The organism is Achromobacter pestifer, assembly GCF_013267355.1.
Classification (GTDB): domain Bacteria; phylum Pseudomonadota; class Gammaproteobacteria; order Burkholderiales; family Burkholderiaceae_B; genus Achromobacter; species Achromobacter pestifer_A.
Genome location: NZ_CP053985.1, coordinates 1764672 through 1778700 on the forward strand (window position 1 = coordinate 1764672; position 14029 = coordinate 1778700).

Here is a 14029-nt window from a genome sequence, read left to right on the forward strand (position 1 = left end):
GGCGGACCTGCTCTTATGGCAGGCCCGCTGGGATAGATGCCCCGCCTGTGCCGTCAAGGCCGGCATCTCGAACCCTGAGGTTCAAGGTGGTCGCGTTCCGAAGAGCGTCGGGTTCGTCTACGGGAGACGATCACTCCAGCTCTGCACTCCCGCAACCAATATGCCAAAAGACATAGGTTCAGAGAATGTATGGCCTAGTCACGGACACGGCAGGGACAAACTGAAAATACTTGAATACTGCTTATGAACTGTCAGAGCAGTTTTTCCTGACCCGACAAGGCGTCATCGAGTACTGCGTTCATGTCCTCGATTCTACGCTTGAAGTCGCCGACCGCCAAACCGCCCATGGGACCGTCGGGCGCTTTCATGGCGAGCAGCTCGCCCGCGACCTGCAAAGCGGCCATCACGGCGATGCGTTCATTGCTGGAAACCTTGCCTGTGCCCTGGATGCGCAGCATCAACTGGTCCACGTGGCGCACGGCGGCCAACAGCGTCGGTTTCTCTTCGGCGGAACACGCCAGGGAATAGTCGCGCCCCAGTATGGTGACATCTACGCGTTCCATCAGTGTTGCTCTCCAGACGGTGCGCCCGGCAGGCGGGCCAGCACGGCGTCAATGCGCTCGCGGGCCGATGCGGCGGCCACGCGCAAGCGCTGTAATTCGGTGTCGCGGGTCTGCAGATTGCCCTGCAGTTCGGTTTCCCTGGCGGAGAAACGCGATTCGAGCGACTGGCGTTCGGAAGTTTCGCGGGCCAGTTGCTCGCGCAGCGAGGCTTCAGCCTGCTGGGCTTGCTCAAGCATGGCGGTGACCGCCCCGTCGTTGTCCTGAAGCTTGCTCTGCAGCGTGACGATCTCGGCCTCGCGCTCGGCGGCGCGCTGCTTGAGCACGCGCTGCTCAGCTTCGGTTTCGTTCAGGCGGTTGCGCAACGCGTCGCGCTCCGCGTGGAGATGGCGGGTGCGTTGCACCAGTTGCCCTATGCGGGCGGCGAGTTGGTCTAGATCTTGCAGCATGGGCGCTATCGTAAACCATCCTGGGTTGAACAGGGACTCTTCACGCAAGGTGAGAAACCCGGCAATATTCAGTAGGATTTATCTCTCCCTCATTCGAAAGCCACGCGTCCGGCCGATCCTGCTTTCGTCTTTCTTTCTATAAACTTTCACTTAGCTTTCAAAAAGCCCTCAAACTTCCAAGCCCGTTACAACTCGGGGTCGGGAGTTCCCGAATTCTAGGGAAAACCCCAGCCTTTCGCGGACCTTACAGGGTTTGCAGCGTGGCGGGCGTCCATTACCATTCGCCCTTTCAAGAATCCCCGCCTTACCTTTCATAAGAACAAATGGCACCCCGAAGTGCCTTTTTTGTGCCTGTCACTCGCCTGTCGGCGGGATTGGCCACAGACCTTTTTATCTACATGCTGTAAACAGGAGCCAACCAATCATGCAGCTACGCAATCGACAGGACTTCTGGTCGGGGGTGATGTTCATCGCCCTTGGACTGGGATTCGCCTGGCAGGCCAGCAGCTACCAAATGGGTACTGCCGCCCGAATGGGCCCAGGGTATTTTCCTTTCTGGCTAGGCATAGTTCTGGCATTGCTGGGCGCCATCGTGCTGCTTGGCTCGCTGTCCAAGAAGGCGCACGAAACCCACATCGACAAGTTCGACTGGCGCATCGTTTTCCTGGTGGTCGGATCGGTCGTGCTCTACGGCTTCATCCTGAAGCTGCTGGGCATCTACATCTCGGTATTCGTCCTGGTTGTCGTCAGCAGCCTGGCCAGCCATGAGTTCAGCCTGAAGGTCGCCGTCGCCAACGGCATCTTCCTGGTGGTGTTCTCGTATCTGGCATTCGTCAAGGGGCTGGGGCTGATTTTCCCGCTGTGGCCGTCGTTTCTGGGCATGAACTAAGGAGCCTACGGTCATGGAACTATTTGACAACCTCATGTTGGGCTTCTCGGTGGCGTTCACGCCCGAGAACCTGGCCTACGCACTGCTGGGCTGCATCCTGGGTACGCTGATTGGCGTGCTGCCGGGCATCGGCCCTGTCCCGACCATTGCAATGTTGCTGCCGATCACGTACGTGCTGCCCCCGGTGGCCGGCCTGATCATGCTGGCAGGCATCTACTACGGCGCCCAGTACGGCGGCTCCACGACGGCAATTCTCGTGGCCTTGCCAGGGGAAACGTCCGCGGTGGTGACCGTGCTGGACGGCCACCAGATGGCCCGCAATGGCCGCGCTGGCGCCGCACTGGCCATCGCCGCTCTGGGTTCGTTCTTCGCAGGCTGCGTGGCCACGCTGCTGCTGGCCGCCTTCGCTCCTCCGCTGGCTGAAGTCGCGTTCAAGTTCGGCCCCGCCGAGTACTTCTCGCTGATGTGTCTGGGCCTGGTCGGCGCCGTGGTGCTGGCTTCGGGTTCGCTGCCCAAGGCAATCGCGATGATTCTGCTGGGCCTGCTGCTGGGCATGGTGGGCACCGACGTGAACTCGGGCGTCGCCCGCTTCGACTTCGGCATTCCCGAACTGCAAGACGGCATCGACTTCGCCATCGTGGCCATGGGCGTGTTCGGCTTTGCCGAAATCATGACCAACCTCGAGCAGAAGGAAAACCGCGTCGACATCACCGACAAGATCGGCTCGCTGTATCCCAACAAGCAGGAATTCAAGGAAGCCGCCCCCGCCGTGTTGCGCGGTACGGCCCTGGGTTCGGCTCTGGGCATCCTGCCGGGCGGTGGCGCCGTGCTGTCGTCGTTCGCGTCCTACACGCTGGAAAAGAAGATCTCGAAGAATCCGGAACGCTTCGGCAAGGGCCACCCGGCCGGCCTGGCTGGCCCGGAATCGGCGAACAACGCCGCCGCGCAGACTTCGTTCATCCCGCTGCTGACGCTGGGCATCCCGGGCAACGCCGTGATGGCGCTGATGGTCGGCGCCATGACCATCCACAACATCCAGCCCGGCCCGCAAGTCATGACGAGCCACCCGGAGCTGTTCTGGGGCCTGATCGCCTCGATGTGGATCGGCAACCTGATGCTGGTGGTGCTGAACCTGCCGCTGATCGGCCTGTGGGTCAAACTGCTGAAGGTGCCCTACCGCATCCTGTTCCCGGCGATCCTGGTGTTCTGCACCATCGGTGTGTATTCGTTGAACTACAACACGTTCGACATCTTCACCACCGCCATCTTCGGCGTCATCGGCTACGTGTGGTCCAAGCTGAAGTGCGAAGGCGCGCCGCTGCTGCTGGGCCTGGTGCTGGGTCCCATGATGGAAGAGAACTTCCGTCGCGCCCTGCTGCTGTCGCGCGGCGACTTCACGACCTTCGTGACGCGTCCGCTGTCGGCCTCGCTGCTGGCTTTCGCCGCCTTCCTGGTGATCCTGGTGGCTCTGCCCGCGATCCGCAAGAAACGCGAAGAGACCTTCGTCGAAGAAGAGTAAAGCGCAGCCGGCTGCCTTGCGGCCGCCGTCTCGCCCTGAAAACCCCCGGGTTCCGCCCGGGGGTTTTTCTTTGCGCGTCCGGTATCCAGTCCGACAAACGCTACCAAGCACTACAACTCGATACGGCTTATGTTCAAACGTCGTTCCAGTACGTTAATCTAGGGTTTTCCCCACGCGATGATTCGAGATGAATTTCAACTGGAACAACCCCTATCCCAGCACCCGGCGCCCGGTGTTCGCACGCAACGTGGTCGCCACCTCGCAACCATTGGCCGCACAGGCGGGCTTGCGCATCCTGGCGCAAGGCGGCAACGCCGTCGACGCGGCGATCGCCGCAGCCGCCACGCTGGCGCTGACGGAGCCCGTCAGCAACGGGCTGGGATCGGATTGTTTCGCCATTGTCTGGGACGGGTCCAAGCTGCATGGCCTGAATGCCTCGGGCACGGCGCCGGCAGCCTGGAACATGGATTACTTCCGGCGCAAGCATCAGGGCGCCATCCCGGCCCGCGGCTGGGACAGCGTGACGGTACCGGGTTGCGTGGCCGGCTGGACCGCGCTGCATGAAAAGCTGGGCCGCCTGGCCTACGCCGACGTGCTGGCGCCCGCCATCGAATACGCCGAGCGCGGCTTTGCCGTGTCGCCCATCGTGCAGGAAAAGTGGGCGGCGCAGGCCGACGTCCTGCAGCCGCAGCCAGGCTTTGCCGAGCATTTCCTGCCGCGTGGACGCGCCCCGCAGGTCGGCGAGCACTTCGTGCTGCAAGGCGCGGCCGCCACGCTCAAGCGCATTGCCGCCAGCGGCGGCAGGGACTTCTACGAAGGCGAAACCGCGCACAAGCTGGTGGCGCATGCCCAGGCCCACGACGCCGCGCTGACGCTGGCGGATCTGCGCGATTACGCGCCGCAGTGGGTCACGCCCATCAGCCAAGCGTACCGCGGCCACACCCTGCATCAGATTCCGCCCAACGGCCAGGGCATCGCCGCCCTGATCGCCCTGGGCATCCTGCAGCACTTCGACGTGGCGGCGCGCCCCGTGGACCATCCCGAAACGCAGCACCTGCTGATCGAGGCGATGAAGCTGGCCTTCGCCGATGTCTACGCGCACGTGGCCGACGCCCAGCACATGCGCGTCACGCCCGAACAGATGCTGGCTGCGGACTATCTGGCGCAACGCGCACGCCTGATCGACCGCCATGCGGCGCAGGCGCATGGCAGCGGCCATGCGCCGCGCGGAGGCACCGTCTACCTGACGGCCGCGGACAAGTGCGGCATGATGGTCAGCTTCATCCAGTCGAACTACATGGGCTTCGGCTCCGGGGTGGTGGTGCCGGGCACCGGCGTCAGCCTGCAGAACCGCGGCCATTGCTTCAGCACCGACCCCGGCCACCCCAATGCGGTGGCGGGCGGCAAACGCCCTTTCCACACCATCATCCCCGGCTTCCTGATGCGCAATGGCGCTCCCGTCATGAGTTTCGGGGTCATGGGAGGCAATATGCAGCCCCAGGGGCAGGTGCAGACGCTGGTGCGGATGCTGGACTACGGGCAGCAACCGCAGGCTGCCTGCGACGCGCCTCGCTGGAAATGGAACCATGGGCTCTCGCTGGACACGGAGGCCGGACTGGCCCCGGCCGTGGCCCAAGGGCTGCGCGCCCGCGGCCACGTGCTCGAAAGCATGGCGGATCCCTACATGGACTTCGGATCGGGACAGTTCATCTGGCGCCTGGGCGACCCGGCCGTGGACGGCTATGTCAGCGCCAGCGACAGCCGGCGCGATGGACTCGCCGCGGGCTTTTGATTGCGTTAAGGTTAGGGCCTGTTTACAGGCGCCAGCGCCCCTGATGGCCCTAATCACATAGAGCGGAGTCCCCTGCATGGCAACGATCGGTACCAAGAGCTACGACGCTGTCGTACCCCAGAAAGTCACTTTCCTCGGTCTGGGCGTGATGGGCCTGCCCATGGCCGGCCACCTGGCGCGCGCGGGACATGAGGTCACGGTTTACAACCGATCGCCCGCCAAGGCCCAGGCCTGGGTGGCCGAGTTCGGCGGCAAGAGCGCGGCCACGCCGCGTGAAGCCGTGGCCGGCGCTCAGATCGTGTTCGCCTGCGTCGGCAACGATGATGATCTGCGCAGCGTGGTGCTGGGACCGGACGGCGCTTTCGCCGGCATGACGCCCGGCGCGGTCTTCGTCGACCACACCACCGCGTCCGCCGACGTGGCGCGCGAACTCTATGCGCAGGCCAAGGACCTGGGCCTGAATTTCATCGATGCCCCGGTGTCGGGCGGGCAGGCGGGCGCGGTCAATGGCGCGCTGACCATCATGTGCGGCGGCGAACAGGCCGTGTTCGACGCGATCAAGCCCGTGGCGCAATGCTTCGGCCGCGCCGTCACGCTGGTGGGACCGCCCGGAGCGGGCCAACTGGCCAAGATGGTCAACCAGATCTGCATCGCAGGCGTGGTGCAAGGCCTGTCCGAAGCCATCGCTTTCGGCCAGGCGGCCGACCTGGACATGAAGGTGGTGCTGGACGTGATCAGCAAGGGCGCGGCGCAGAGCTGGCAGATGGAGAACCGCGGCGGCACCATGGTCGACGACAAGTTCGACTTCGGCTTCGCCGTGGACTGGATGCGCAAGGATCTGGGCCTGGTGCTGGCCGAAGCCCGCCACAATGGCGCGCGCCTGCCCCTGACGGCGCTGGTGGACCAGTTCTATGGCGACGTCCAGAAGATGGGCGGCAACCGCTGGGATACCTCGAGCCTGATCAAGCGCCTGCGCGGCTGAGCCCTGCTCTCTCGGCAAAAAAAGGCGAGCCGCAAGGCTCGCCTTTTGCGTTGGACGCCTGCGCTTACGCGGCCAGGCTGTCCTGCTGCGCGGCGGGCAGCAAGGCATCGATGCGCTGCTTGGCCTGCGCCATGCCTTCGAGCGCGGCCACTTCGCCCATGGCCATGCCTTCGGCGGCGATGAAGGTGACGTCGTTCATGCCCAGGAAGGCGAGCATCTGGCGCAGGTAAGGCGTCAGCGTGTCCGAGGGAGTGCCTTCGGCCTTGCCGCCGCGAGCGGTCAGCACAAACACCTGCTTGCCCTTGACCAGGCCTTCCGGCACGCCTTCGGCGGTATACCGGAAGGTGATGCCGGCGCGGGCGAGATGGTCGAGGTAGCTCTTGAACTGCGCGGGCATGTTGAAGTTGTAGACCGGAACGGCGAAGACGATGCGATCGGCCTCCATCAATTCGGCGACCAGGGCGTCGCTCATCTCAACCAGGCGTTGCTGGTCCAGGCTGCGGGCATCAGCCGGGGTGAACAGGGCGCCGGCGGTGTTGCCGTCGAAGTAAGGGATGGGCTGGGCGCCGAGGTCACGGACCTTGATGGCCGCGGCCGGATTAGACGCCTTGACGCGGTTGATCAGGTGATCGGCCAATTGCTTGCTGTTGGAACGATCGCCGAGAATAGAGGAAAGGATAACCAGGGTCTTCATTGCAAATTTCTCCAGTGAGGGCCCGCTCGTTGCGGGCGGTCAGGATCCGTAGGCTTTGATCAGATCCCGAGTGCATGGCGTCACTGTAGACCGGTTAATTGTTCACATAAATACGGTTATGATGAACTATTCGTTCCAGGAATAGAACAATAATGCAAGATCTCAACGACCTCTATTACTTCTCCCAGGTGGTCGAGCAGGGAGGCTTCAGCGCCGCGGCCCGCGCGTTGGACATTCCGAAGTCACGCTTGTCGCGCCGGATCTCGCACCTGGAGGAAAGTCTGGGCGTGCGCCTGCTGCAACGCACGACCCGCCGCCTGCGCCTGACCTCGGCTGGCGAGCGCTATCTGCACTATTGCCGCGAAATGGCCGCCTCGGCCCGCGCCGCGGACGACGCCATGCGGCAGTTGCAAGCGGAGCCCACGGGCCCCGTGATCGTGAGCTGCCCCGTGTCCATCGCGCAGGACGTACTGTCGCCCCTGCTGCCGGAATTCCTGGACGCCTGGCCCGCCGTATCGGTGCAATTGCTGGTGACCAACCGCCGCGTGGACCTGATCCGGGAAGGGGTGGATCTGGCGTTGCGGGTGCGCACCAAGCTGGATACCGACGCCGAACTGGTCGTGCGCCACTTTGGCACGGCCCGCGGCACGCTGGTCGCCAGCCCCAGCTACCTGCAGCGCCACGGCACGCCCGACACGCCGCAGGATCTTGCCACGCACACCACGCTGAGCTTCAGCGATCCGCAAAACGAAGTGCGCTGGCCATTGCGCAACGACAAGGGCGAAGAGGTGCACGTGGAACTGAAGCCGCAGCTGTCCTGCAACGACTTCATCGTGCTGACCGAGGCCGCGGTGCGCGGCCGCGGCATCGCCCTGCTGCCTTCGATCGCCACGCATGAACAGCTGCGGCGCGGCCAGCTGGTGCAGGTCCTGCCGCAATGGCAGTCGCCCGAGGGCATCGTGCATTGCATCTATCCGTCGCGGCGGGGCATGATGCCCGCCGTGCGCGCCCTGCTCGATTTCCTGTCGGAGCGCCTGCCCGCGATGTACCAGCGGCTGGAAAAAGCCCCGTTGCCGCCGGCTCAGTAGCCGCGCGAACGGTCCACCACGCCGGTGATGGCTTCGCCGCGCTGCAGCTGCGCGACCTTGCCTGCGATCTGCCGGATGCTTTCGTCGCGCAAGGTGCGAGCCGCGATGTGCGGCGTGACGTGCACGCGCGCATCGCGCCAGAACGCATGGTCCTTGGGCAAGGGCTCGGTGTGGAAGACGTCCAGCGTGGCGCCGTCGATCTCGCCTTCTTCGAGCATCTGCACCAGGTCGTCCTCGACCAGGTGTTCGCCGCGGCCCACGTTGACCAAATGCGCATGCGGCAGCAGTTGCGACAGCGTTTCGCGATTGAGGATGCCGACAGTGTCCGGCGTGAGCGGCAGCACGTTCACGAGGAAGCGCGTGCGGGCCAGGAATGCGGGCAAGGCGGCCGCTCCCGCAAAGGTCTCGACGCCGGGAATCTCGCGCGGCGTGCGCGACCAGCCCGCCACCGGATAGCCGAATTCGGCCAGGGTCTGCGCCACGCGCGCCCCCACCTGCCCCAGTCCCAGTACGCCCACTGGCCAGTCCGCCTGCCGCGAGCCTTCGCGGGTGTCCCAGTGCTGCCGCGCCTGCGCATGGTCGAAGGCTTCGAAATCGCGCGAGACGCGCAACAGCGCGTACAAGGCGTATTCCGCCATCTGCACCGACATGCCCGCATCCTCCAGGCGGACGATGCGCACCTGCGGCGGAATCTCGGGCATCTTCAGCAAGGCGTCGACGCCGGCGCCCAGATTGAACAGCGTGGTCAGGCCGGTCTCGTGTTCGAAGAGTGCGGCCGGCGGACGCCAGACCAGAGCCGCCTGCGCGCCCGAAGGCGGGCCGTCCGGATTCCACACCGAAATGCGGCATCCGGGCATGGCGGCTTCCAGCAGCGGAACCCAGGCGGCGGGATCATGGTGGGGACAGGCAAAGAGTATGTGCATGATGGCTAGGGGTGCGGACTCGGGAAGCCTCAAGCATGAGGGATGCCGCCGTACAAATCAAACGGCCCGGCAGGTAGCCGGGCCGTGTACAGGCAAACGGAAAAGCGCTCAGGCCGCCTGCGGCACTTCGGGCTTGCCCTTGTCCTTGTTCTTGTTGCGGCGCAGGAACGTCCACACCTGCAGGAAGATCAGCAACGCGCTTGCGCCGATGAACCAGGCGCTGATCGGCCGCTCCACGAACACCGCCAGATCGCCGCGCGACAGCAGCAGCGCACGGCGGAAGTTCTCTTCGACCATCGGCCCGAGCACGAAGCCAAGCAGGATGGGCGCAACGGAAAACTCCAGCGTCATCAGGATCGCGCCGATCACGCCGAACGCCAGCACTTCCCAGATCTGGAAGAGACTGTTCTGCGTGCTGAACACCCCCACCGCAATGAAGAACAGCGCCGACGGGAACAGATAGCGGTACGGCACCTGCAGCAGTTTCACCCACACGCCGATCAGCGGCACGTTCAGCACCATCAGCAGCACGTTGCCCACCCAGAAGCTGGCGATCAGGCCCCAGAAGATGTCCGGATGCTCGGTGATCAGCTGCGGGCCGGGCTGGATGCCCTGGATCAGCAACGCGCCCAGGATCAGCGCCATCACCGCGTCGCCGGGGATGCCCAGGCTCATCGTGGGGATGAAGTCGACCTGCGTCTTGGAGTGCGAGGACGCTTCCGGCGACGCCACGCCGGCGATCATGCCAGTGCCGAATTTCTCGGGCGTCTTGGATATCTTGCGCTCCAGCGCATAGGCCACGAAGGTGGTGATGGTGGGGCCGGTGCCGGGCATGGCGCCGAACAGCGTGCCTACCGCCGTGCCGCGCACCATGGGCCAGAAGGCAGTCTTGAGTTCCTGCTTGCTGGGCCGCATGTCGCGCAGGCGCAGCTTGGCGCCGCTGCCGATGATGGTCATGCGGTTGACGCTCATGAGGAAGTCAGCCACCCCGAACAAGCCCATAGAGATCGCCACCAGCTCCAGGCCGTCGGACAGGTCCAGCAGCCCGAACGAGAAGCGGATGGTGCCGGTGTTCACGTCCGTGCCCACCACGCCGCACATCAGGCCGAACAAGGTCATCGCCACGCCCTTCAGCGGCGAGCCGCGCGACATCGTGGCGCCGGCCAGCAAGCCCAACAGCATGATCGAAAAGATCTCGGTGGGACCGAACTTGAACGCCACTTCGACCAGCAGCGGCGAGGCGAAGATCATGACGATGATCCCCACCGATGCAGCGAAGAACGAACAGATCATCGTGATGCCCAGCGCGGTTCCGCCCTTGCCCTGCTTGGTCAGCGGATAGCCGTCCAGGCAGGTGACCGCATGCGGCGGATGCGAAGGCAGATTCAGCAGGATCGCGCCGATGGCGCCGCCATACTGCGAACCGTAGAAGATGCCGGCCAGCATCAGGATGGCGGGCACCGGATGCATCACATAGGTGAGCGGCAGCAATATGGAAATGGCCGACAGCGCGCCCATGCCGGGCAGCACGCCGATGAGGTTGCCCACCAGCACGCCGAAGAACGACCACATCAGGTTATGCCACTGGAAGGCAACGCCGAAGCCGTACCAGAGGTCCATCAAGGATTGGGAAATCATGGCGCATCAACCCCAGCGAAACAGCGGAAGCTGCAGCTGCAGCGCCCACCAGAAGACAACAACCGCGATGGCGGTCATGGCGACCGAAAGCAGGATGGCCTGCTTGATCGTGTTCTTGCGGTCGCCCAGCGCCGAGATGAATACGATGGCGAACGTGGCGGGCAGCAAGCCGCCGTAGTGACCTAGCAGCAGGAAAGCCAGGATGCCCAGCAGAATGCAGGCGCCGCCGCGGAAATCGGGCAGGCCGTGGGCATGGCCGTCGCCGGGCGCCGGGGCGGTCGACTCGCCCGAACGCGCCGAAACGGCGATCAGCACGCCGGTCAGCGCCAGCAGGCCGCCGAGCGCCGCGGGGAAAAAGCCGGGGCCCATGTGGCTCAGGGTGCCGATGTGATAGTCGGTCCCGCCGTAAATCGCCCCCAGCCCAATGAGGACCATCAGCGCTCCGCCGTAATAGTCCTTTCTATTGATTGTCTTTTGCACTTCATCCTCCTTCGTGGTGCGGCCAGCGCCTGCCCGGGATGTGCGGCTCGAAACGAGCGCCGCCCGGGTCCTGACGACAGGCCCGCACGCAGATTACGGAAGGAAGCTGCTAATCCGCTTTCTGTGCGCTGTCGCGTTCCTGAATTCGGGGGTTATCCCTGAACGGAAGCCGCGGATGAAAGCGGAAATGCAGAGAAGTTACTGATCGCCCTTGAGCTCGACATCGAGCGGACGCGGATACTGCGACACCGTCGACGCAAGCGGCAGCCACAGCACCGAGGCCAGGCCGACGCCGCCCTGCGCATTCGGCTCGCCGTCGCGCAATTCGATGTCGCCGTCATTGCGGCGCGCGTAGGCGCGCGCGATCGCCAGGCCCAGGCCCGAGCCCGACGAGGCGACCGGCTTGTCCGTGCCGACCCGCTCGAAACGCGCGAAGGCGCGCTGGCGCAGTATCGGATCCAGCCCTGGCCCGTTGTCGGAAACGGCGACCTCGGCGCGGTTGTCGTTGCAACAGACCGACACGGTGATGCGCGCGCCAGCAGGCGCGTAGTGGATGGCGTTGTGCACCAGGTTCGACAGCGCTTCGTGCAGTTCGGCCTCATTGCCCGACACCGGCGCCGGAATTTCCACGCCCTCTTCAGAGCCCGCCTGTACCCAGCCCAGGTCCTGCTGCTTTTCATGCGCCAACGGCAGGTATTGCAGCACCACCTCGCGCGATACGCTGTTCATGTCCAGCAGCTGCCGCGGCTGCTGATCGGCCTGGTTGGCGTGCGCCAGCGCCAGCAGCTGCTCGGTCAGGCGGCGCGTGCGGCCCAACTGGTCGACGATGCCGCGCAAGCCCTCCTGCGCGCGGGCAGGATCGCGTTCGCGCAGGGCGTACTGCGCCTGCGTCAGCATGATGGCCAGCGGCGTGCGCAGCTGATGGGAGGCATCGGCCAGGAACTGCGACTGCTCGTCCAGGACGCGACGGTAGCGGGCGATATGGTGATTGACCGCGTCGACCAGCGGCGCCACTTCGCTGGGCACGCGCGAGGCGTCCAGCGGCGTCAGGTCATCAGGGCGGCGCGCGCGGATATCGTTGCGCAGGCGGCGCAGGGGCTTCAGCGCCCACGACACGCCCCACCACACCAGCAGCGCGACCAGCGCCAGCATGCGCGTGTCGCGCAGGATTTCCTGGCGCCGCGCGTTGTTCTCGGCCTCGATGCGCTTGCCGGTGCTTTCCGCCACGACCACCAGCACCTGGCGGTGCTGCCCTTGGTAGTACAGATCCCGCACGACGGCAACGACCCTCACGGGATCGTTGCGATAGACGCTGTCGTAGAAAATCGGCTGACTGTTGGAACGCGGCCAGGTGGGCGGACGCGGCATTTCCGGCATGCCCAGCAGGGTCTTGCCCGGCTCGGTGGGCACGGCCGCGCCGTCCGGCAGGGGCGGGTCGATCTCTTCGATGCGGAAATACTTGCGCAGACCCGCACGGGACTCCAGCATCACCTGTGCGTACAGCGGCGTGGCGACCTGCAGATTGCCGTCAGGGGTGAACTCCAGGCTGCTTTCCAGCACCCGGGCCGGCTCCACCAGGGCGCTGTCGTAGGCTTCGTTGGTGATCTCGGCCAGCGTGCGGTAGTCGTTCACGCTGTCCACGACCAGCAGCACGATCACGCCCGGCAGCAGCAGAATGATCAGCAGCGCGCGGATACCCACGCGCGGCAGCTCGGATAGCCGCAGCCTCACTCAGGATTCCGCGGACTCGCTGGCGACGCTTTCCAGCATGTAGCCCAGCCCGCGCACGGTGACGATGCGCACGTCGCTACCGGCCAGCTTCTTGCGCAGCCGGTGCAGCACGACCTCGATGGCGTCCGGATTGGCTTCGCTGTCGTGGGTGAAAACCTTGCCGAACAGCTGGGACTTATCCACCGGATAGCCGCTGCGGGTCAGCAAGGCCGCCAGGGCGGCATGTTCGCGCGGGGTCAGGAACAGCAGCGAGCCGTCCAGGGTGAAGGCGCGGCTTTCGCTGTCGTAGGACAGCGAACCGCATTGCAGGCGTGGATGCTGGCGGCCGCGGCTGCGGCGCACCAGCGCCGTCAGGCGCGCTTCGAGTTCCTCGAGCGCGAAAGGTTTGGTGAGGAAATCGTCCGCGCCCAGGTTCAGGCCGCGCACGCGGTCCTGCAGGGCGCCCTGGGCAGTCAGCAGCAGCACGGGCGTGCGGTCGTCGCGGTTGCGCATTTCGCGCAGCACCACCAGCCCATGCTTGTCGGGCAGGCGCAGGTCCATGACGATGGCGTCGTATTCCGTGCCCGCCATGAAGGCTTCGGCGGTGCGCGCGTCGGCGGCGTGGTCCGGCACGAACCCGCTTTGGGCGAGCGCGCGCATCAACCAGGACGCCATGTCCCGTTCGTCTTCAACCAACAATATGCGCATGACCGTCCGTTCCTTCGGGCAGGTTATCTGCCGCCCGTTGCCCGTGCACCCGCTGGCGCAAGTAGCGGGTTTCGTGATGGCGCCGGAAGAGGATAGCCGACAGCTCGTTCAGCGCCTGGGTGTAGACATCGCGCTTGAACTCGATCACGGCGTCCAGGGGCACCCAATACTGGCTCCAGCGCCAGGCATCGAATTCCGGATGCTGCGTCGCGCGCAAGCACACATCGCTGTCACGTCCTACCAGGCGCAACAAGAACCAAATCTGCTTTTGTCCTTTATAGTGGCCGCGCCACTCACGCCGGACGAAGTGATCGGGCACGTTATAACGTAACCAATCGCGTGTACGCCCCAAAATACGGACATGCTCGGGCTTCAAGCCCACCTCTTCATGGAGTTCGCGATACATGGCCTGCACCGGGCTTTCGCCATATTTGATGCCGCCCTGGGGGAACTGCCAGGCATGTTCCCTGATACGCTTGCCCCAAAAGACCTCGTTTCTACCGTTGACGAGAATGATGCCGACATTGGGGCGGTAGCCTTCGCGGTCAAGCATGGGCCACCCCCACCGAATTCAATACAATTACGGTCGATTATACG

The 14029-nt window shown here is 64.8% G+C and carries 14 protein-coding genes and 1 other RNA gene; 5 read left to right on the plus strand and 10 right to left on the minus strand.

Features of this window, described 5'->3' with window-relative positions:
• Positions 1 to 34: 34 nt before the first annotated feature.
• The 3 genes from ssrS to FOC84_RS08585 form a co-directional block, all read right to left on the minus strand.
• Positions 35 to 219, minus strand: a non-coding RNA gene (gene ssrS / locus FOC84_RS08575) — 6S RNA.
• 32 nt (positions 220 to 251) lie between these two features.
• Positions 252 to 563, minus strand: a complete 312-nt coding sequence (locus FOC84_RS08580) for a cell division protein ZapA (RefSeq protein WP_173144049.1) — start codon at positions 561 to 563, stop codon at positions 252 to 254.
• Positions 563 to 1009, minus strand: a complete 447-nt coding sequence (locus tag FOC84_RS08585; RefSeq protein WP_173144050.1) for a hypothetical protein — start codon at positions 1007 to 1009, stop codon at positions 563 to 565. Before FOC84_RS08585 ends, FOC84_RS08580 begins: the two co-directional genes overlap by 1 nt.
• 424 nt (positions 1010 to 1433) lie before the next feature.
• Here FOC84_RS08585 and FOC84_RS08590 point away from each other — a divergent pair, with 424 nt between their 5' ends.
• From FOC84_RS08590 to FOC84_RS08605, 4 genes are all read left to right on the plus strand, one after another.
• Positions 1434 to 1898 carry a tripartite tricarboxylate transporter TctB family protein gene (locus FOC84_RS08590; RefSeq protein WP_173144051.1) on the plus strand — a complete coding sequence of 155 codons (465 nt, stop codon included), beginning with the start codon at positions 1434 to 1436 and terminating at the stop codon, positions 1896 to 1898.
• A gap of 13 nt (positions 1899 to 1911) precedes the next feature.
• Positions 1912 to 3417, plus strand: a complete 1506-nt coding sequence (locus tag FOC84_RS08595) for a tripartite tricarboxylate transporter permease (RefSeq protein WP_173144052.1) — start codon at positions 1912 to 1914, stop codon at positions 3415 to 3417.
• A 187-nt stretch (positions 3418 to 3604) separates the two neighbouring features.
• The gene (locus FOC84_RS08600; RefSeq protein ID WP_173144053.1) at positions 3605 to 5209 is read left to right on the plus strand and encodes a gamma-glutamyltransferase family protein; all 1605 of its coding nucleotides are present in this window, start codon (positions 3605 to 3607) and stop codon (positions 5207 to 5209) included.
• A gap of 76 nt (positions 5210 to 5285) precedes the next feature.
• Positions 5286 to 6191, plus strand: coding sequence for an NAD(P)-dependent oxidoreductase (locus FOC84_RS08605; RefSeq protein ID WP_173144054.1), 906 nt, complete (start codon positions 5286 to 5288; stop codon positions 6189 to 6191).
• A 64-nt stretch (positions 6192 to 6255) separates the two neighbouring features.
• On the opposite strand, the gene FOC84_RS08610 is transcribed toward FOC84_RS08605, so the two are convergent.
• Positions 6256 to 6885: an FMN-dependent NADH-azoreductase gene (locus FOC84_RS08610; RefSeq protein WP_173144055.1), complete on the minus strand. Its 630-nt coding sequence runs from the start codon at positions 6883 to 6885 to the stop codon at positions 6256 to 6258.
• Positions 6886 to 7037: 152 nt separating this feature from the next.
• Here FOC84_RS08610 and FOC84_RS08615 point away from each other — a divergent pair, with 152 nt between their 5' ends.
• A complete protein-coding gene (locus FOC84_RS08615; RefSeq protein ID WP_088138358.1) occupies positions 7038 to 7973 on the plus strand; it encodes a LysR family transcriptional regulator in 936 nt (311 codons plus the stop codon).
• On the opposite strand, the gene FOC84_RS08620 is transcribed toward FOC84_RS08615, so the two are convergent.
• From FOC84_RS08620 to FOC84_RS08645, 6 genes are all read right to left on the minus strand, one after another.
• The gene (locus tag FOC84_RS08620; protein WP_173144056.1) at positions 7967 to 8896 is read right to left on the minus strand and encodes a 2-hydroxyacid dehydrogenase; all 930 of its coding nucleotides are present in this window, start codon (positions 8894 to 8896) and stop codon (positions 7967 to 7969) included. The two genes, FOC84_RS08615 and FOC84_RS08620, sit on opposite strands and share 7 nt — an antisense overlap.
• A gap of 108 nt (positions 8897 to 9004) precedes the next feature.
• A complete protein-coding gene (locus FOC84_RS08625) occupies positions 9005 to 10534 on the minus strand; it encodes a tripartite tricarboxylate transporter permease (RefSeq protein WP_173144057.1) in 1530 nt (509 codons plus the stop codon).
• Positions 10535 to 10540: 6 nt separating this feature from the next.
• Positions 10541 to 10969 carry a tripartite tricarboxylate transporter TctB family protein gene (locus FOC84_RS08630; protein WP_173150018.1) on the minus strand — a complete coding sequence of 143 codons (429 nt, stop codon included), beginning with the start codon at positions 10967 to 10969 and terminating at the stop codon, positions 10541 to 10543.
• Between the two features lie 243 nt (positions 10970 to 11212).
• Positions 11213 to 12715, minus strand: a complete 1503-nt coding sequence (locus FOC84_RS08635; protein WP_173150020.1) for a sensor histidine kinase — start codon at positions 12713 to 12715, stop codon at positions 11213 to 11215.
• Positions 12716 to 12745: 30 nt separating this feature from the next.
• Positions 12746 to 13432 carry a response regulator gene (locus FOC84_RS08640; protein ID WP_008157866.1) on the minus strand — a complete coding sequence of 229 codons (687 nt, stop codon included), beginning with the start codon at positions 13430 to 13432 and terminating at the stop codon, positions 12746 to 12748.
• Entirely contained in the window at positions 13413 to 13985 is a 573-nt protein-coding gene (locus tag FOC84_RS08645) for an RNA pyrophosphohydrolase (protein WP_013391497.1), read from the minus strand. Before FOC84_RS08645 ends, FOC84_RS08640 begins: the two co-directional genes overlap by 20 nt.
• Positions 13986 to 14029: the final 44 nt, after the last annotated feature.